A 20094-nucleotide genomic window follows, 5' to 3' on the forward strand; every position below is an offset into this window, starting at 1 on the left:
ATTAACCGCTCGCAATTTACTCTTTTATAACAACGCTAAAGCCGCCAAAAATAAGACGTTTGCCATCAAAAGGCATATCTTCAAAAAGCCCGGCTAGAGATTCGTCGGCTTCTATTTTTGGCCAGGCTGCCATACGCGTATCTTTATCGGGCCACACTATCCATGAAAATACTACTGCTTCACCCTCCTCTGCTTTGACCGCCATCGGAAAGGACGTTAGTTTTCCATCGGGAACATCATCCCCCCAACATTCCATGACTTGGGTGGCACCGTATTTTTTAAATGCAGGTACGAGTTTTGAGGCGAACTCTATATATTCATCTTTTTTGTCCTGTGATACCGCTAGTAAATAGCCATCGATGTATTCCATTTCGTTTCCTTTTTTATTAAAACAGTCAATTAAATAAAGTCTGCCGGTTTGCCTACACAATTAAAGTTAGTAAGGCTGTTTTCATTAAGTTGATTCGCTAATTCTAATTCCTGCTTGAGTTGGGCATTAACAATTAACGACAGTACTCGCTTAACCTCTAGAGCTCCTTCACAATGGTGAGCTTTTTTTAATTCGAGCTGCAATTGAGGTTTAATGTTTCCCGATACATACGCGCCCAACAGTGCCCCTCTTAATGAGTCAGGGAGCCGATTGTTCAATAACCAAGGCGTCGTATCTGGATTCACTTCTACCAGTACTTTATCGGACTGCTCAGCAAATTCAATAATTTGCCCAGCAAGCTCAAAGCCACGTTTGGAGATAGGTTGAACCTGATAGTCTTCGATAGCTTGAAGCACCCTTTCTTTACCAGACAAAGGGCCACGTTCAGCAAAACTAAACATGGAATTAAACGATAACAGTGCGGCGAAAATTACCAGCCCTGAGCGTTGCCATTTTGAGTGCAATAAACTTTGACCTGACATAGACATAAAAGCTTCCCCCGTTTTTAATAACTATAGGCCTAAACACGGTTACTGCATATATGCGCTACAACAAAAAAGCCACTGGGTGCTTAATCCAGTGGCTCTGATTTTAAGAATGTCTTTTGAAAAAACGAAAGTTATACGTTCATTTCTTTAACGTCATCAGGAATAATTAGTTTACCAGCGGTCTTTTCCTTCACTTCCTCTACGCTTACGCCTGGTGCTACCTCACGAAGAATAAACGCACCATTATCAACTTCTAAAAGCGCTAAATCAGTGATGATTTTAGTGATACAGTTAACACCCGTTAGTGGCAAAGTACACTTTTCTAACAGCTTAGACTCGCCATTTTTGTTGGCGTGAGTCATGGTAACAATGATGTTTTCTGCACCTGCAACCAAATCCATGGCACCACCCATTCCTTTGACGAGTTTGCCAGGGATCATGTAACTCGCAATATTGCCTTCTTGATCAACTTCAAATGCCCCAAGTACAGTCACATCAACATGACCACCACGGATCATTGCAAAACTCTCTGCCGAGCTAAAAATCGCCGCTCCCGTCGCTGCAGTTACCGTTTCTTTACCCGCATTGATCATATCAGCGTCAAGTTGGTCTTTTGTTGGGTATGGGCCCATACCTAACAAACCATTTTCTGACTGAAGCATTACTTCAATACCCTCAGGCACATAATTCGCCGCAAGAGTAGGAATACCGATACCTAGGTTAATGTAATCGCCATCATTGAATTCTTGGGCGACGCGTTGTGCAATTTGTTCTCTTGATAAAGCCATCTGTCGCTCCTTAGTCTCTTGTGGTTACTTTTTCGATGCGTTTTTCAAAGTTACCTTTGATCACTCGATTGACGTAAATACCTGGGGTTTGGATTTCTGATGGCGACAATTCACCAGGTTCAACGATTTCTTCCACTTCTACAACGGTAATTTTTCCCGCAGTTGCAGCCATGGGATTGAAGTTTTGAGCCGTGTGACGATAAACACAGTTGCCGTAGCGGTCTGCTTTCCAAGCTTTTACAATCGCAAAGTCACCGGTGATGCTTTCTTCTAGAATATAGTTGCGGCCATTAAATTCGCGGACTTCTTTTCCGTCGCCAACGGGAGTGCCATAACCTGTCGCCGTATAAAATGCAGGAATACCTGCACCACCGGCGCGCATTTTTTCTGCCAAAGTACCTTGAGGGGTTAATTCTACTTCAAGCTCACCATTTAATAGCTGCTGTTCGAATAAAGCATTTTCACCAACATAAGACGACACCATTTTTTTAATTTGGCGATCTTCTAACAACAACCCTAAACCAAATCCATCAACGCCACAGTTATTCGAAACGACTGTTAGGCCTTTGGTTCCCATAGTTTTAATCTGTGCAATTAGGCCTTCTGGTATACCACAAAGGCCAAATCCACCAGCGATTACCGTCATATCGTCTTGTAAACCCGCCATCGCTTCTTCGTAGCTGTTTACGACTTTGTCAAAACCTGACATATTTCTCCCCTTCACCTTTCAGTGACTCTTCAATCAAACGTTTTGTTTTTCATTATAATTTTTTATTGCCAAGTCGTTTTTTACAAACCCGACTCGCAGCTAAAGCTGATACTTACACAAAGTTGGCAAAACCGCGCTATTTTTTGACATCAAATGAATAAAAACTCAACACCGTCCAGTAAACTCTATTTGACACTTCCATAGGTTTTACCTTTGAAAATGAAAGATAATTGGCTAGTCAATAAACATCAACTCTACTTTCGTACCGAACAGCAGGATTTCATACAAATACGACTCATACTAAGGTAGTAGATATCAGCGCCCTAAATATTGGTATCGTTATTCTTTAGGTTTTATTTCTCGGAGTTTCGCTTTATGGCTGTGCAAGTCCCTAAACATCAATTTGTAAATGCCCCCTTAACAGGCAAGGTCGCTTTAGTCACAGGTTCGACTAGCGGTATCGGCTTAGCAAGCGCCCATAAATTGGCGCAACAAGGGTGTAATGTAATAATTCATGGTTTGGTAGACCAAGCACAAGGTAAAGAACTACAAGGACTTTTCGAGCGAACCTATGAGATAAAGTCTGCGTTTAGTGATGCCAATTTGGCGGAAGTAAAAGAAATTGATCAGCTTTTTTCTGTCATTCAAGCCAAATTTGGGCGATTGGATATCGTAGTAAACAACGCAGGCGTTCAATATACGGAAACCACCGAAAAATTTCCGTTAGAACGCTGGCAAATGATCATTAACATCAACCTGACTGCTGCTTTTTATATTACCCAAAAAGCACTTCCTTTGATGCACGAAAATAACTGGGGACGGATCATAAACATCGCTTCAGTTCATGGTTTAGTCGGCTCTGTAAATAAGTCTGCATACGTGGCTGCAAAACACGGATTAGTGGGGTTCACTAAAGTGGTTGCAATGGAGCAAGCTAATCGAGGTGTAACGGTAAATGCTATTTGTCCAGGCTGGGTCGAAACCCCGCTAATCAATGATCAAATTGACGCCATCGCTAAACATCAATCACTCAGTTTTGATGATGCAAAAAAACAATTAGTCACGGCCAAACAGCCGCTGGAAAACATGACAAGCCCGGACCAAATTGGCGATCTTGTAAGCTTTTTATGCAGCGACTCCGCGAGTACTATGACTGGAAGCGCATTGACAATTGATGGAGGCTGGACTGCACAGTAAAACTAGCACCTCATCTTGCGCAAAGGGTCATGTACGGGGCTAATTACCCAGATAATTGACCTGGTAATTTACCTGATTGTTTGCCTGATTCTTTGCCTGGTAGCTTAGTAGAAACCAACGTAGCCAAAATTAATAATAACGACGACACCGCTACGCACTCGACCAGACCATAGGCTTGATATACGGCACCTGAGAGTATGGTGCCAAGCAATCTGCCCATCGCATTGGCCATATAATAAAAGCCGACATCCATGGCGACGCCGTCCGCTTTTGCCAAATCAACAATCAAGAAACTATGTAAGCTAGAGTTCACAGCAAACACAGCACCAAATACCAACAAGCCAATTACAACGACTTGGTTAACGATTGCCAAATCACCATTTCCAATGACCACTTGGAATACTCCAGTCAGAGCGAGTGTCACAATAGTTAACGCCAAAACAGCCAATAAAGCAGGTCTAGAATGTTTTAATTGACCAGTTACATCTAAGAAAAGTCGCGGGGCAAGAGATTGAACTAGGCCATAACCGATAACCCAACTCGCCATAAAAATACCGACGGACGCACTGCTCCAGTTTAGAACAGCCGTTAAAAAAACCGGTAGTGCCACCACAAACCAAACGTCTCTAGCACCAAACAAACACATTCTGGCTGCAGATAGGTAATTGATTGCAGGACTTTTTGAAAACAGCTCAGAAAACTTAGGCTTATTTTTCGCTTTTCCTAGATCTTTGTCCAAAGTCCAGATACTCAAAAGCCAAACAGCAAAGAGCCACATCGACATCAGCCACATTGCCTGACTGAATCCAACCGTAGTCAATAACAATCCACCTAAGAAAAAACCGACGCCTTTTAACGCGTTTTTCGACCCCGTCAGTACCGCAATCCATTTGAATAACTTGCCAGTCTCTCCTTGTTTAACCAGCTGTTTGATGCTGCTTTTGGCGCTGAGCTTATTTAAGTCTTTGGCAATGCCTGACAGGGCTTGTGCGATCATGACCCAAACAACCGTTAAATATTCGGTTGGTAAGGTTAGCATTAACAGCGCACCTACCTGCAAAAGCAACCCTACGTTCATTGTTCGGTTTAAGCCTACCCGACTTCCTATCCAGCCCCCCAACAGGTTGGTAATGACGCCAAATACCTCATAAAAGATAAACAACAGTGCAATGCTTAATGTGTCGTATCCCAACTGGTGGAAATACAACACAACAAGCATGCGAAGTGCACCATCTGTCAGGGTGAACGACCAATAGTTAAATGTAACTAATAGGTACTGTTTGACATCTCGGCTAACAGAACTAAGGGCACTCAACATAACAAACTCTCGTCTATCTCTTATTAGTTATAAATAATTTAAAAACTTAAAATTAAAGTGCTTTTGCAACTTTTTGAGCAAGCTCAGCAGTACGGTTAGCATACCCCCACTCATTGTCATACCAAGTGTAAAGTTTAAGCTGAGTACCATTTATGACCATGGTTGATAACGCATCCACTATGGTAGAACGAGGATCTGTTTTGTAGTCGATTGACACTAAAGGTTTAGTTTCATATCCCAAGATACCTTTAAGTGCGCCTGTTGAAGCCTCTTCAAACCAATCATTTACCTCTTGCTCGGTAACTGCGCGTTTTAACTCAAATACACAATCGGTTAGGGATGCATTAGCTAAAGGCACGCGAACAGCATGGCCATTTAAGCGCCCTTTTAACTCAGGAAAAATATGGGTGATCGCTGTCGCAGAGCCTGTTGTCGTTGGGATCAAACTCATACCACAGGCACGAGCTCGACGTAAATCTTTGTGAGGTGCATCTAAAATAGTTTGGGTATTGGTGATGTCATGAATGGTCGTCATGGAGCCGTGCTCAATACCCACTTTTTCCTGTAGCACTTTTACAACCGGTGCAAGGCAATTAGTCGTACAGCTCGCTGCCGTGACAATGTCGTACACGTTTGAGTCATACAAATGATCATTAACGCCCATGACAATGTTCAAAACCGAAGGCTCTTTTACTGGTGCAGTCACAACAACTTTTTTAACACCTTGATTCAAATAGGCAGTTAGCAGTTCCGTCGTTTTCATTTTACCGGATGCTTCAATCACGATGTCACACCCCGACCAGTCTGTTGCTTCTATTTCTTTGTTTTGGCTGAAAATTAACTTATGACCATTAACAGTCACTTGATTATCGTTAACTTCTATTTTTTTGTCCCAAGTTCCATGGACCGAGTCAAACTCTAACAAATGGGCGAAAGTTGCCGCATCTCCGGCCGGATCATTTACTTGAACAAACTCTAATTCAGGAAAGTCGCATGCCGCTCTGAACGTCAGTCGACCCATGCGGCCAAAGCCATTAATACCTACTTTAATTGTCATGTCGGTTCTCCAATGAAAATGTGTTTTAGCCTTTACACTTGGTTATCTGTGCTAAGGCTGTTTTAAAGACGAAAAGTACAAATTAGATACAACAGTTCTCCGTTCGCTGTGGTCTTTCCCCCATAGCTAACAGCTTTGTTTTAAATGGTTGTAAAAAGTCACTTTGAATGAGTAATTGTGCTTTGAGTAAATCACTCAACCAGTTTGGGCAGCGTGGAGAAATTGAATAAAACACCCACTGTTTGTGTTTGCGATCTTGCAATATACCCATTTTCTTAAGTTGGGCTAAATGTCTAGAAACCTTAGGCTGACTATCTTCATCAAGTGCCGTCATCAGTTCACAGACACAAATTTCATCTTGATCAACAATGAGTAATAAAGCCACCAGGCGTATTTCGTCACCGAGCGCTTTAAATAGTTGAGGTAGTGTTGGCGTATTGTGTTCCATATGGTTCCTTTGAACCCAAATTTAAAACGCCACAAGGATACATAACAAAAACCGCATATGCAATTATTGTTATATAACAATTTTGATATACGGAATTACCAAGACATTAAGGAAATGTAAAAATCTACGCCGCTGGTGGTGCAATTGTGCTGGGTAAATCTTCGTTTATAAAGTCACCAATGACTTTGTAAAGCTCTCGACATTCATCCGGAACTAAATCTTCTATATTCATAAAGGCATGAATCATATGCGCAAACTCACGAACCACCACTCTATGCCCAGCGTCAGTTAACTGCTGCGCGTACAAAAGCCCCTCATCACGCAAAGGATCACATCCGGCAACGATTAAAAGTGTATCTGGCATTTTTTCACTTAGCTCTGCAAATAATGGCGAACACAACTTTCTGTCTTCATAATCGTCAAAGTAGTTATCGAAATACCATTGGATGCGCGTTCGTTCGAGTAAATAGCCTTCGCCATTTTCTTGTATTGAAGGTTGGCTCATTGTGTAATCTAAGGAAGGATAGATTAAAATTTGCTTGGAAAAGTTAAGCTCAGGATCGTCCTCTTTACGCATGGTAAGAGTGCCACAAATCGCACCACCAGCACTATCCCCGCCAATCATTACTGTATTTGAATAACCGACATGTACCAACGCTTGATGGTATTTCTTAACGACCGCTTCACAGTCATTCACACCGGCCGGATAAGGAAACTCAGGGGCAAGGCGATAGTCGACGCTAATCACGACGCAGTCGCCTGCAATAGCAAGCTTACGGCACATAGGATCATATAACTCAGTGCTACCACACATATGGCCACCACCATGAAAATATATCAAGACAGGGAGCTCTTTCTGGGGATTAGGAGAATAAACACGGACTGGAATTTCAATTTGTTCGTGATAAATACGGCGCTCTTCTGCAAAGGCTATTTGCGGTATCTGAGTCACAAAGCCCGACAGTTTTGTTAGATTTTCCCTCGCGAGTTCAGGGGTCGGTGTTATTCCGTCTTCGCGCGCTTTGTTCAGAGCCGCATTGACATCGTTAATAAAGCCTTGCAAGTGATTTGCTAACGTACCTCTCATTACGCCTCCTGTTCGTTACTGTCATTTGAAATACTGTTTTTATTTGGTTTGGGATTGGTTTCTGGCAAAAAGAAGCTCCCCAAAAACAACGTAGAGCTTACCATGGCAATTAAACCAAACGCATATTGAAAATCACCATTATTCATATCGACGATTTTGCCAAACAACCATAGTACGACCGTAGCAAAAAGATAGCTGATTGACCAAAATAGACTAAACACAACAGTAATTTTGTTACTTGTCATTTTAGGTAACTCATGCGGAATAGAGACTAAAGCAGTTATCGGAAAAAATATAAAAAAGCCCAATACCATAGCTGCAAGAGCCTGGATACTTTCGCTACTGACAAATGATAAAGTGAAAACCATCAACGTAACGATCAATCCCGACCATTTTATTACCGAAACTCGTTGTTTGATCCGTTTGCTATAAATCATACCCGCTATCGTGCCAACAATGCCAAAGCCTATAACTACACTACTCTCGCTTACACCGGCTTTAGGGTAAAAAGTAAATAAACAGATATAGAAGGCCAACAATCCTGCATAACACAACGAGTATGCCCAATTAAACGGATCCTTCAAACCGTCGACATAACCGTAGGTTTGTTCGCTGTCCTGACTTACAGTATTTTGACTTGACGTTTGGGCAGTCGTTGGCTGATCGTCTACAAACAGCCAAATCACAATCAATACAAGGCTAATAATACTAAACAGGACCAAACTGTTTTGCCAATTACCAGTTAACTCATTAATACTAACCATAGAGGTTAATATAATTGCAGTTCCAACATTAAAGGCGACCGCATTTAAGCCATTAATTGTAGAGCGCTCTTCTAAGCTAAACCAATTCATTACGATAGGATTAAAATAAACAATCATTAAGGCCCCACCTAACCCCATCAAGAACCGACTGACTAATAGCCATTCGTAATCTTGTGCAAGGGGCGTAAATATGCCAAGCACAACCAGCAAGCCACTTATAAAAAAGGCAACTTTAACTCCAAATTTAATGGCTAACCAAGCCGCCATAAAGGTGCCCACTATTTTTGCAAAAGTAACCGCTCCACTAATAAAACTCGCAGAAGCATAACTGTCTAATTGCATCGAGCTCATTATTTGACTCATACTGGCTGTGCCACCCACCCACGCCATAGCAAACAAGACATAACTCATAAAAACAATGGCTTCGACCAAGTATTTGTTCCGAATTTTCATATGTGGTAGTTTCTTTTTGATAATAATAAAAGTGCTTCAAAGAGTACTGGACCGCCTTATAAAAATATCTACTACCTTAGTCCACTACCCTTGCCAACTGGTCATGGGATAATCATCAAACTCTTTGTAAAAAAGCAGAAAAGTCGTGAGGGAATACTGTGTTAGTTTGGTTGTCGATTGATACGTGGTTAGTGTCCCTTTTGGCACTGGGGTTTTTAGGCCTGCTCTTTTTTGTAGCTTATTTTGGCCAAAAACACCTTTCTCATTGGGCTGCCAAACCCAGCCTCTATACCCTTGCAATTGCAGTGAGCTGTAGCAGTTGGGCCTTTTACGGAACGGTTTCTCAAGCAGCTCATACGGGTTACTGGTTAGCACCAATTTATATCGGAACGATTGCGTGTTTTGTATTAGCTTGGCCAATGCTGTTAAAACTGGTGCGAGTAAGCAAACAACAAAACCTCACCTCTGTTGCTGACTTTATTGCATGTAGGTATGACAAAGCCCCAAGCATTGCAGCTGTTATCTCTATTATTGCCGTCGTCGGAACACTTCCATACATAGCACTCCAATTGCGAGCTGTAAGTCAATCATTTGATTTAGTCACGGGCAGTTATCAATCAGGTTTTGCGACAACAACAATTGTAACCATAGTATTAATTGGGTTTAGCGTGTTGTTTGGGGTCCGTCACGCAGAGGTTAACCGGCAAAACCCCGGCTTGCTCATTGCCATTGCATTTAGTTCGTTATTTAAGTTGTTCGTAATTCTAGCTGTCGGCGTCTTTGCGGTGTTTTATGTGTTTGACGGTTGGGAAAGCTTGCATCAACAATATCAAGCCCTGCCTTCTCCCGTTGACCAACCTATGGATATGTATTCTATTCTTGCACAAATCATTCTGGGGTTTGCGACGATATTTATTACGCCGCAACTATTTCACATGATTGCCATAGAAAACGATAATGAACACCAGCTAAAACAAGCCCGTTGGATGTATCCAGGATACTTATTACTGATAAATCTATTTATTTTACCTATAGCAATGGCCGGTTTGGTCACTTTTCCAGGTGGGGCGATTAGCCCAGACACCTTTATGCTGACAATCCCTTTGTATTACGACCAATCAGTTTTGAGTTTGTTGGTGTTTTTAGGAGGGTTAGCGGCGGCATCTAGCATGGTGATCATTGCATCAATCGTATTATCAACGCTCATCACCACTGAAATTGCCAACCCAATTATTTTAAAAACTTGGCGAAAGACCAAACAAACCGGCACTGATCAACCTAAAACTATGGGTCGATTGTTATTATTCATTCGGCGTCTAGTGATTGCGGGAATATTGTTGCTGTCTTTAGCGTTCGACCAACTTATCACTCAACAAAGCGAGCTTGCCAGTTTAGGTCTATTGTCCTTTGTTTTGCTGTCTCAATGCGCTCCCGCTGTAGTCGGTGCGTTGTATTGGCGAAACAGTCGTTCAGATGGTGCCTTGTGGGGGCTGATTGGCGGTAGCGTAACATGGTTTTATTGTTTACTAATACCAAACCTTTGGCCTGAGTCATCAATAGTTACAAACGGCTTGTTTGGAATAGACTTTTTAATTCCTACCGCCATGTTTGGGCTAGATAGTTTAGACCCTATTACTCACGGTCTGTTGATGAGTCTGACAATCAACCTGATGTTATTTGTGGCCATCTCCAATTGGAAGCAACCGTCACTTGGTGAATCCCTATTAGCCAAAAACTTCACCGCTGCGTCTTCCCACCTAAACTCATCTAGTGGCATTGAGCATACTTTGACGTATGGTGACTTACTGGACTTGCTGCATCGGTTTATAGATGAAAGCGCAAAAAACAATTTTGCAAAAAGCTTACCTACTGCGCTTCCATTGTCCCAATTAGCAAAAAAACAAGATATTCAGTTTGTACAAAAATCCCTATCCGCTATTTTGGGGACAGCTTCGACAAGACTTGTTTTACAGGCCGCGAGTCAACATAGAAGTGGCGACATCCACACCCTAGATAACGTTGCGGAAATTGTCGATGAAGCATCTCGTTTGTACGAGTTCAATCGAGAGTTACTTCAAGCCGGTGTCGAGAATATAGCGCAAGGAATAAGTGTTATCGATGCTGACATGAAGTTAGTGGCCTGGAACCAACGCTATGTTGAGTTGTTAGAATTTCCCGCTGGTATGCTCAAGGCAGGAATGCCGATTGAAGACATCATTCGATATAATGCCGAGCGTGACTTACTCAGCGGTGACGATATTCAAGGCATGATTGATAAACGCCTTGCCCATATGCGTCAAGGTCACCAGCATCACACACAGCGCACATTACCTTCTGGTGTCGTCATTGAAATACGTGGCCAAGCTATGCCAGGTGGTGGTTTTGTAAGTACTTTTACAGATATAAGCCGCCACATTGAAGCCGAAAAGCAACTCCAACAAGCGAATGAACTATTAGAACAAAGAGTTGCAGAGCGAACTTCTGAGTTAACCGAAGCAAAAGCAGAAGCAGAAAACGCCAACCGCAGTAAAACCCGATTTTTAGCAGCAGCAAGTCACGACTTAATGCAGCCCTTTAACGCTCTGTCGCTTTTTACCGCCATGCTTAAACAAAAAGCCCAGAACTCTGAGGTTGAAGAACTAGCGAACAACATTGAAGATTCACTTCAAGTCGTAGAGGAACTATTAACGGACCTGGTTGAGATCAGTAAACTAGATTCAGGGGTGCAAAAAGTTGATATCCAATCTTTTCCTGTGATGGAACTGCTCCGCCCTCTCGAAAATGAGTTTTCTGCGATGGCAAAGCGTCTTGGAATTGAATTCAGTTGCGTCCATAGTGCGCTTTGGATTAGATCTGATAAGCGTTTATTGCGCCGAGTATTACAAAACTTTTTGTCCAACGCATTCCATTATGCACCGCTTGCACTTGCCAAAGATCCAAAGCGAAAAATAAAGGTCGTTATCGGTGTGAGGCGACATAGACAGCGATTGCGCTTAGATGTGATCGACAACGGACTTGGCATCCCAAACACCAAGTTGTTTAGGGTGTTTAAAGAGTTTGAGCGTCTACAAGAAAATAAAGAAAAGCCAGGTTTAGGTCTTGGCTTAGCGATTTGTGACCGCATCGCTGATTTATTAAATGCCCCTATATTTGTTCGTTCTGTGCCTGATAAGGGCATATGTTTTGGCATTGATGTTGAACGTGAAGTGCAACCACCAACCTTGCCTTCAAGAGCAGAAACCAACAACGCTATTGCGGTTACGCAAAGCCAACAAACCATTGCCATCATAGATAACGAACCACTGATCGTTAAAGCCTTATCTCAACAGCTTGAACATTGGGGTTTCAAAGTAATATCTGGCCACAGTCGGGCTGAGTTGTTCGAGAAGTTGACTCAGTACAAAAGTACGTTGGATTTAATTGTCGCAGATTATCATTTAGATGACGGTGACACAGGCATTGAAGTGGTCAATTATTTACATGACCATCCATCACTGACCAAACTTTTGACGTCGACAACGCCAGTTATTATTTGCTCGGCGGACCCTTCCGAAACACTTCGCCAAACCTGTATCGATCACAAGTACAGCTTTATTCGAAAGCCAGTCAAAGCTCCTGCTCTCAAGCGTAAATTGAAAAATATATTAAACCCCACCGCAATTTAGGTGGGGTTTAGGTGAGTTTTAATTTAGTTTTAACTGTTGAAATGCCATACCCGCAAGGGTTCGATTGTGAACCTGAAGTTTTTCTAAAATAGCCGACACGTGTTTTTTAACTGTTGTTTCTTTGATGTCTAATTCGTAGGCTATTTGTTTGTTAAGCTGTCCTTCTGCAATGAGCTTTAATACCTTGTATTGTTGCGGTGTCAGCTCTGCTAATTGAGCACTTAACAACACACGAGCTTGGTGTTCGGCGCTTTCATGACGCACACCAGAGGGCAACCAAGTTTCACCGTCCAAAACACTCTCGATGGCAGCTTGAATCGAGGCCAAGTCCGCCGACTTAGGTACAAATGCCGAGGCGCCAAAATCTATGGCCTGTTGCATGAGCTCCGTTTGTTCGTCGGCACTGACCATAATAACTTCGATATCTGGGTAGTGGTTTTTTAATTGGGTAAGTGACATAAACCCATCGTTGCCAGGCATATGTAGATCCAAAAACACGATCTCTAAGTCAGACAAGCGATTCACTTGGCCAAAGAGCTCTTCTACATCACTCGCCTCGACAATGTGTGACTCTGGAAACGATAGCCCTACGGCTTGTTTTAATGCAGCCCGAAACAACGGATGGTCATCGGCAATGAGTACGTGAGACATGTGGGTTTCCTTACTTCCTATTTGTTATCTATAAAAACAGAAAAAGCACATCATTGCCAGATGTGCTTTTTATCATAGTGGTAGTGAATTAGAAGCGATATCCCACTGTTAAATGAATGGTTCTGGGATCCCCGTAATAACTCGCTAATGTGGTATCTCCACCTAAACCAGGTGAATAAGTGCCATCTTCATTGCGTGCGGCAAAGGCGTAGCCACCTACCATGTATTCTTCATCGGTTAAGTTTTTGCCGTGCAACCCACCGTACCAGGTTCCGTCATTGCTTTCCCAGCTGACGCCTAGATTAAAGATGCCATAGCCATCCTGATACAAATCATCGCTATCTTCAAAAATACGGTAATCATCACGATAGTAATATCCACCGTTAACAACAAAGTAACCATAATCTGATTCAATCAGGTAGTTACCCGACACCGCCAAAGTGTAATCTGGCGTATTAGCTAATCCTACTAGCGGTGTCGCAATGGCTGGATCATCCTCGATTTCTGCGTCTAACCATCCTAGCGCGATGTCAAAACTCAATAAGTCCGTTGCAGCTATACTGACCTCAGCTTCAAAACCTTTTACCGTAGAACCTTTAACATTGCCTAGATTTTGGTTTAGTACCGTTGCATCGTTTGGATCAGGTGTCACAACAATGTACTGACGATCCGTATGATCAATACTAAAGGCAGTAAGATTGGTTCTTAGCTGACTATTCCAATCTTTCTTCATACCAATTTCAAAAGAGTCAACGATTTCTGGGTTCGCTGCGTCTTCATTACTCGACGCTCGAGGGTTAAATGTTCCTGATTTAAAACCTTGAGAGTAACTAGCAAACAACATGGTTTTGTCATCGACAAAATATTCAACACCGATTCGAGGTGTAAAACGAGACCAATCTGCAGACTTAGGTGCATCTAAGGTTCCATCGCCATCGGTATCTGTGCCCAACACACGACCAAACATTAAGTTAGGATCGCGAGTATAGCCCGGGATCCAACCCGTGCGTGGATATACATTAGAAATCGTCACATCATTATGTACAAACGCATCTTTTTGTTCTTTGGTATACCTTGCGCCTACGGTTAACGATAAGTTTTCAGCGAGGTCAAAACTACTTTGTGCGTATACGGCTTGGCTTTCTGAGTTATTACAACCAGTGACTTCTCGGGTAAATCCAGTCGCAACACCAGGGAACAATGCACGCCCTAACACCCCTAAAATTGCGTCAAATTGACCGCATGATTCGCCATCATAAAGATAAGCACCAGCCACTAAACTGTATCCTTGGCCTTGATAATTAGCTTGTAATTCATGGCTTGTATTTTCATCGTCATAAATCGCTGGAACGTCAAAAATATCCAAGGCGGTATTATCAAAGTCAATATTGGTATCGGAGTAGCTCTCGCGGCTTGAGCCAATATATTTCAGAGATAAGGTTTCTGAGACTGAGTAATCAACGGTAAGGCTAAGACCATCTAACTCAACTGAATTTTCCGTTGGTAACGAGGTATACGAATCATAAACACTGTCTGGAACCGGCGCATTGGTCAACAAACTCGGCAGTAAACGATAACCCCCTTTGGCATTACTATCATCTTGAGTCGTATCCCAAGCTAGACGAATAAATAAGTCGTCAGATGGTGCGTACTCTAAAGTCAATCGAGCCGCCGTTAAGTCTTTATTGTAATTTTCGGTATCTTGCGCTCCTAAGCCTTCAGCAACCGTCAAAAACTCACCATAACCATCACGATTTAAAGACGCGTATCCAAACCCAACGTACAGCTCATCGTCAATCAAAGGAATCTGACCTGTCACTTTAAAATCTTTTTGGTTGTATGAGCCAATTGTTGCATTAAGGTCAACTTGAGTTTCACCACTCATCGCTTTAGTTACATATTTGACGGCACCACCTATGGTGTTTTTACCGTACAACGTTCCCTGTGGCCCGCGTAATACTTCGATTCGTTGGACGTTTAGCAAATCGATAACAGCTCCTTGAGGACGAGCGATATAAACATCGTCAACATAGATACCAACACCTGGCTCATAACCCCACAAAGGGTCTTGTTGACCAACACCGCGAATAAAAGCCGTTAATGTTGAATTAGTACCACGACTCGTTTGCAGCGTCGTATTTGGCGAAAATTGTTGAATTTCCGTTAATACTTGAATGCCGGCTTCTGCTAAATCCGACTCACTTACCGAGGTAACTGCAACGGGTACTTCCTGTAGATTTTCAACCGTTTTTCGGGCTGTTACTTCGATTACTTCAAGACCCTTTTTCTTAGATGCTTTAGCTTCGGATTCCGCAGCGTAACTGACGGGTGCAACCAAAACGCTTGCTACAGCTGCCGCCACCAGTGATTTTGTTAGGAGGATAGAATTCATGTTGTAACCCTGTTTATATTTTTATTATTTGACGTCATCCACCCTAACCCAGTTAAGAACAAATTTAATGTGTACCTTAGTAGTATATGGGGTTTGAGAGACTGACTTTATTGTTCTACTTCGCTATTTTTAATGGCCCATCAACTTGACGCATTGTTCTTTCTAGCGCCAAACCAAGTACTAAAAATAGAACTACTGGCACTAAATCCTACATCCAAGAAATACGGCGCTGCGCGTTCTCCAGATAAGGTACGACTGTCAACTGGCAAACCGTGATCCATGTCTAACACTTGGTAATAATCGATTTGAGCGGGGATTTTGCTATCGGTTTGGTGATAAATCATTTTCGAATACCCGTCTCCCTCTTGTTTTGACGGAAGCTCAGTTAAGCCCAATAGATGTTTGTATTGTGAAACAGTTAGTTCAGAGTTATTTGGCGATACAATTCGATCCCCTGTGCCAGTAATAACAATGACGTGATTTCCTCGAGTCAAGTTTGAACCAAGTGTATTTGAACCAGAGGACATTGCGGATTGCGCCATCGCTTTACCAGATTGGTTAGGCCCCACTTTCATACAAGAAATAGCTTGAACCAATGACTGCGCACATGGAAACGGAATACCAGCTACGACAGCCAAACCATCAAATTGTTCGGGTTGCTGAGCGTAGAGTGCATTCGCCATTGCAGCACCCGCTGACAGCCCTATTAAAAACCGCGCCTGAGGTGAGGTAAGTTGTTTTTCTGCCTGAAAAACAAAGGCCATAATACTGGCGTACTCCCCTTTGCCTACTGTCGTATCATGCTCAGAAAACCAATTAAAACAGCCCTGTGGGTTGTTTTGTTGCGACTGTTGAATCAACAACAAGTTAGCTTCAAAGCGCCGAGCCATCGCATAAAACCCACCATGATTGGCAAAGTCTATTGCCGATTGGCCACAACCATGAAGTAATACCACCAAGTTCTGTGCGTTTGTCACTTTATAAAGTGATGCTGTTAATTCACCAGGGTTTAACTTTGGTGCAATCTGTATAGGTATCAATGACTCGTTCCAAGTTGCCACAGAATCAGACTTTGCTGCAACCGAGTAATTAGGTAAGGCGATTAGAAAAGTCACGACAATTAGCACAAGCTTTCGCACCCTGTTACTAAATCTGAAATCGACATAATCGATGCCGGCGTTGAACATATGAGTTGTCTTCAAAATAGTATTCCTTTTAAAACAAAGACGTCCTGTAAGTCAAAATGAGAAAGAGACCAGACACAATGCTACTTTAGTCCCGGTTAAATCCCAACTGACTATATTTGTATATTTTTAATGCACTTTAGCGAGTTTTACACTTATACTATGGGCTTGTTTTCTCGTAGTGTTGTCTTGTCAAATTAGAGAATGGAAAACCTAATTTATCGAGTACGGGAAGTCTATCGCTGTTAATAGATTTAAATATGGAGTTTGTTTTTGAATATACAGTTTTTAGCGAAACAACCAATTTTTGATGCTGATCATGAAGTTGTTGCTTATGAGTTGCTCTACCGTGATTCAGAAAAAAATATGTTTCCTGCCGGTATGACTGACGAGGAAGCCTCCGCTCGTCTTTTTTATGAAACTGCATTATTTCACGGTATCAATAATGTCACCGAACAGCGCAAAGCATTCGTAAATTTATGTGACAAAAGTGTTCTAAGAAAAATCCCTAATCTTATCCCTCGTGACAATCTTGTAATTGAAATTGTCGAACGAAGTGTAGTCGATGATCAAACCGTCGCCGCTATCGGTGAACTGCACAAAATGGGCTATATTTTTGCACTCGACGATTATGATTTTGAGGGCAAGTGGCAGCGTTTATCGCCTTATATCAACTATGTTAAGTTTGATATCCCGGAGTCTCTAGGTGAAATACCAGAGACAGTAAGGGTGATCAAACAAAGATTTCCTGATGTCAAACTTGTCGCTGAAAGAGTCGAGACCCTAGAGCAAGCAGAAGCTGCAATTAAATGTGGAGTGGACTACTTGCAAGGGTATTACTTTGCCAAACCTCAAGTTATGCAGTTTAAAAACATTGATCCATCTAAAGTTGTCGCTTTAGAGCTTGTCAATTGTTTGAGTAAAACCTTATTGGACTTCAACCATGTGGCAAGCGTGTTAGGTCGAGATATAAGTCTAACTGCTCGTGTTATAAAGCTTGCCAATGTCTCTTTAGCGCTTCGCAACATTAACATTTCGAGTATTAATAAAGCGGTTATTTATCTCGGTGAAGACACCATGAGAAAATTTATTTCAGTGGTAGCCGTTACTAAGCTTGCAGATTCAAAACCTAGCGAGTTGGTTTTACTGGGCTTGAGGCGCGCCCTGTTTATTCAGAACCTACCAACGCTCATTGGTCAACCACCAAGCCCAACTGGATTCTTAGTGGGAATACTATCAGTCCTTGACGCGATTCTAGATACAACAATGGAAGATGTCGTCGCCAAGCTCCAATTACAAGAGAAGCTCGCCAACTCACTGTTGCATTATGAGGGTCAGTACGGCTGTGCTCTTCAGGTCGTTAAGCACGTTGAGCGTGACGAGTGGGATGGTGTAAGAGCCGTCGTTGAAAAGCACTTTCCCGACCAAGATTTTAATATAGATAAAGTTTATTTAGACGCAAGTATCGAAGCCGATAGTCTTTTCAGTTAAAGATCAAGTTGCTTAACGGTTAACGCACCGTTCAAAATCAATTGTTGTTTTTGAGTTTTGGTCATTTTTTTAATGGCCATTTCTCTTTTTGTCGCAGAACTTCGGCATTCTGCCACCTCCGTATACATAACTTCGACGGGTGTTCGACTGCGCGTATATTTGGCCCCTTTTCCAGAATTATGCTGGACTAAACGCCTTTTTACATCGACTGTAATCCCTGTATATAGAGTATTGTCCGCACACTTTAATATATAGACATACCACAAAGCTGTACTATCCAATTTTTAACCTTTGATTCGATTGCTTACATAGGCGCTTTCCTGTAGTCTTCGCGCCACTTTCCACTGCTGCTCTGCGAGCTCGTACTCCCTTGGCAGATGCTCGTATGGTTTCAATGATACAAACTCAATCTTTGGGCTAATATCAGAGCAATACCAAAAGAATGCCAGTGGTTTAAGTTTGTCATCAGCCAGCAAGTGAGAAAACATGCAGTTTACCGATTTAGGCCTTAACGAGGCAATACTAACATCTATTGCCGAACAAGGTTACGATTCACCCTCTCCTATTCAAGCCAAAGCCATTCCAGCTGTCCTATCCGGCAGCGATGTCATGGCCGCCGCGCAAACTGGAACGGGAAAGACCGCAGGTTTTACTCTACCTATGCTTGAGCGTTTATTGTCTGGTCCAAGTGCCAAAAGTAATCAAGTACGAGCGTTGGTATTGACCCCCACGCGTGAGCTTGCCGCCCAAGTAGCCGATAGTGTTGCGACTTATGGTAAACACCTTAACTTAAAGTCGACTGTTGTGTTTGGTGGTGTAAAAATAAACCCACAAATGATGGCATTGAGAAAAGGCGTAGATATATTAATCGCTACGCCTGGTCGATTACTTGATTTGTACCAACAAAACGCGGTTAAGTTTGAGCAACTTGAAATGTTAGTCTTAGACGAGGCAGACCGTATGCTCGATATGGGTTTTATTCACGATATAAAACGCATTCTTAAACTTCTGCCTAAAAAACGCCAAAACTTAATGTTTTCTGCGACCTTTTCAGATGACATCAAGCAGCTCGCACAGGGTCTAATGAATGATCCAGTCCACATATCTGTGACTCCGGCCAACACAACGACTAAACTTGTTGAACAAAGGCTATACAGCGTCGACCAAGGCCGTAAAGGTAAATTGTTAATCAAGTTGATTAAACAAAATGACTGGCAGCAGGTATTAGTATTCAGTCGCACTAAACACGGTGCAAACCGCATTGCCCGCAACCTAGACGCAAAAAACATCACAGCTGCCGCTATTCACGGCAACAAAAGCCAAGGGGCTCGAACTAAAGCCCTGGCTAACTTTAAAAATAAAGAAATACGAGTTTTGGTAGCGACGGATATCGCTGCTCGAGGTTTGGACATTGAACAACTGCCTCAAGTTGTTAACTACGATTTACCACAGGTTGCTGAAGACTATGTTCACCGAATTGGCCGCACAGGCCGCGCTGGTGCAGCCGGTCATGCTATTTCGTTGGTTAGTGGGGATGAATTTAAGAACCTTAACGATATTGAACAGTTAATTCAGCAACACATTCCGCGTTTAATCGATGAAGAATTTGAGCCACAAATGGTATTGGCAGAATCAAAACCGATAAAGCCACCTAAAAAGAAAAAGCCTAAAAAGAACAAAAAACCAAAGTCAGAAGAGACCGAAGAAACCTCAAGCTCAGATACCAAATCACGTGCAAGTACAACTGAGGGTAAAGACAAAACACGTCAAAGACGTCCAAACAGCAATGGCTCTGGGGCCAATCGCCGTCGAAAACCAGACGCAAATAAAAAAACAGACAGTAAACCAAAGCCTAAAAATCAAGGTAATAATAAGCCCCAAAATAAGACTGGGCAAAAGCCGAAGCAGAAGTCGAAATACTCAATAAACAAAGCTAAATAAACCAACTACTTGATCCAAATCACATCTGGAT

General features: G+C 42.4%; 18 protein-coding genes. 4 read left to right on the forward strand and 14 right to left on the reverse strand.

Annotated elements, in window-relative coordinates:
* Positions 1 to 16: 16 nt before the first annotated feature.
* The 4 genes from J1N51_RS03025 to J1N51_RS03040 all read right to left on the reverse strand — a co-directional run bounded on the left by J1N51_RS03025 (position 17) and on the right by J1N51_RS03040 (position 2415).
* On the reverse strand, positions 17 to 370 hold the full coding sequence (locus J1N51_RS03025) for a DUF1428 domain-containing protein (protein WP_208832520.1): 354 nt from the start codon (positions 368 to 370) through the stop codon (positions 17 to 19).
* A gap of 29 nt (positions 371 to 399) precedes the next feature.
* A complete protein-coding gene (locus J1N51_RS03030) occupies positions 400 to 918 on the reverse strand; it encodes a hypothetical protein (protein WP_208832521.1) in 519 nt (172 codons plus the stop codon).
* Between the two features lie 131 nt (positions 919 to 1049).
* Positions 1050 to 1706 carry a CoA transferase subunit B gene (locus tag J1N51_RS03035; protein WP_208832522.1) on the reverse strand — a complete coding sequence of 219 codons (657 nt, stop codon included), beginning with the start codon at positions 1704 to 1706 and terminating at the stop codon, positions 1050 to 1052.
* 10 nt (positions 1707 to 1716) lie between these two features.
* Positions 1717 to 2415: a CoA transferase subunit A gene (locus J1N51_RS03040; protein WP_208832523.1), complete on the reverse strand. Its 699-nt coding sequence runs from the start codon at positions 2413 to 2415 to the stop codon at positions 1717 to 1719.
* Positions 2416 to 2790: 375 nt separating this feature from the next.
* Between J1N51_RS03040 and J1N51_RS03045 the strand changes: the two genes are divergently transcribed.
* Entirely contained in the window at positions 2791 to 3612 is an 822-nt protein-coding gene (locus tag J1N51_RS03045) for a 3-hydroxybutyrate dehydrogenase (protein WP_208832524.1), read from the forward strand.
* Between the two features lie 43 nt (positions 3613 to 3655).
* On the opposite strand, the gene arsJ is transcribed toward J1N51_RS03045, so the two are convergent.
* The 5 genes from arsJ to J1N51_RS03070 form a co-directional block, all read right to left on the reverse strand.
* Positions 3656 to 4930, reverse strand: coding sequence for an organoarsenical effux MFS transporter ArsJ (gene arsJ, locus J1N51_RS03050; RefSeq protein WP_208832525.1), 1275 nt, complete (start codon positions 4928 to 4930; stop codon positions 3656 to 3658).
* A 52-nt stretch (positions 4931 to 4982) separates the two neighbouring features.
* Positions 4983 to 5987 (reverse strand): ArsJ-associated glyceraldehyde-3-phosphate dehydrogenase, encoded by a 1005-nt coding sequence (locus tag J1N51_RS03055; RefSeq protein WP_208832526.1) that lies wholly within the window; start codon positions 5985 to 5987, stop codon positions 4983 to 4985.
* Positions 5988 to 6069: 82 nt separating this feature from the next.
* On the reverse strand, positions 6070 to 6435 hold the full coding sequence (locus tag J1N51_RS03060) for a metalloregulator ArsR/SmtB family transcription factor (protein ID WP_208832527.1): 366 nt from the start codon (positions 6433 to 6435) through the stop codon (positions 6070 to 6072).
* A 124-nt stretch (positions 6436 to 6559) separates the two neighbouring features.
* Complete coding sequence (locus J1N51_RS03065) at positions 6560 to 7522, reverse strand: alpha/beta hydrolase (RefSeq protein WP_208832528.1); 963 nt, start codon at positions 7520 to 7522, stop codon at positions 6560 to 6562.
* Positions 7522 to 8739, reverse strand: a complete 1218-nt coding sequence (locus tag J1N51_RS03070) for an MFS transporter (RefSeq protein ID WP_208832529.1) — start codon at positions 8737 to 8739, stop codon at positions 7522 to 7524. The genes J1N51_RS03065 and J1N51_RS03070 overlap by 1 nt, the downstream gene beginning before the upstream one ends.
* 158 nt (positions 8740 to 8897) lie before the next feature.
* Between J1N51_RS03070 and J1N51_RS03075 the strand changes: the two genes are divergently transcribed.
* Entirely contained in the window at positions 8898 to 12404 is a 3507-nt protein-coding gene (locus tag J1N51_RS03075) for a hybrid sensor histidine kinase/response regulator (protein WP_208832530.1), read from the forward strand.
* Between the two features lie 18 nt (positions 12405 to 12422).
* On the opposite strand, the gene J1N51_RS03080 is transcribed toward J1N51_RS03075, so the two are convergent.
* The 3 genes from J1N51_RS03080 to J1N51_RS03090 form a co-directional block, all read right to left on the reverse strand.
* Complete coding sequence (locus tag J1N51_RS03080) at positions 12423 to 13055, reverse strand: response regulator (RefSeq protein ID WP_208832531.1); 633 nt, start codon at positions 13053 to 13055, stop codon at positions 12423 to 12425.
* Between the two features lie 88 nt (positions 13056 to 13143).
* Positions 13144 to 15447 (reverse strand): TonB-dependent receptor, encoded by a 2304-nt coding sequence (locus J1N51_RS03085; RefSeq protein ID WP_208832532.1) that lies wholly within the window; start codon positions 15445 to 15447, stop codon positions 13144 to 13146.
* A gap of 140 nt (positions 15448 to 15587) precedes the next feature.
* Positions 15588 to 16649, reverse strand: coding sequence for an extracellular catalytic domain type 1 short-chain-length polyhydroxyalkanoate depolymerase (locus J1N51_RS03090; RefSeq protein WP_208832533.1), 1062 nt, complete (start codon positions 16647 to 16649; stop codon positions 15588 to 15590).
* A 255-nt stretch (positions 16650 to 16904) separates the two neighbouring features.
* Here J1N51_RS03090 and J1N51_RS03095 point away from each other — a divergent pair, with 255 nt between their 5' ends.
* The gene (locus J1N51_RS03095; RefSeq protein WP_208832534.1) at positions 16905 to 18122 is read left to right on the forward strand and encodes an EAL and HDOD domain-containing protein; all 1218 of its coding nucleotides are present in this window, start codon (positions 16905 to 16907) and stop codon (positions 18120 to 18122) included.
* Here the strand turns inward: J1N51_RS03095 and J1N51_RS14815 are convergent.
* The gene (locus tag J1N51_RS14815) at positions 18119 to 18403 is read right to left on the reverse strand and encodes a GIY-YIG nuclease family protein (RefSeq protein WP_408635878.1); all 285 of its coding nucleotides are present in this window, start codon (positions 18401 to 18403) and stop codon (positions 18119 to 18121) included. The two genes, J1N51_RS03095 and J1N51_RS14815, sit on opposite strands and share 4 nt — an antisense overlap.
* Before the next feature lie 3 nt (positions 18404 to 18406).
* Entirely contained in the window at positions 18407 to 18610 is a 204-nt protein-coding gene (locus J1N51_RS03105) for a hypothetical protein (RefSeq protein WP_208832535.1), read from the reverse strand.
* Between J1N51_RS03105 and J1N51_RS03110 the strand changes: the two genes are divergently transcribed.
* Complete coding sequence (locus J1N51_RS03110; protein ID WP_208832536.1) at positions 18609 to 20063, forward strand: DEAD/DEAH box helicase; 1455 nt, start codon at positions 18609 to 18611, stop codon at positions 20061 to 20063. The genes J1N51_RS03105 and J1N51_RS03110 overlap by 2 nt on opposite strands.
* Positions 20064 to 20094 lie beyond the last annotated feature (31 nt).

The sequence above is a fragment of the Psychrosphaera ytuae genome, from assembly GCF_017638545.1.
GTDB classification, from domain to species: domain Bacteria; phylum Pseudomonadota; class Gammaproteobacteria; order Enterobacterales; family Alteromonadaceae; genus Psychrosphaera; species Psychrosphaera ytuae.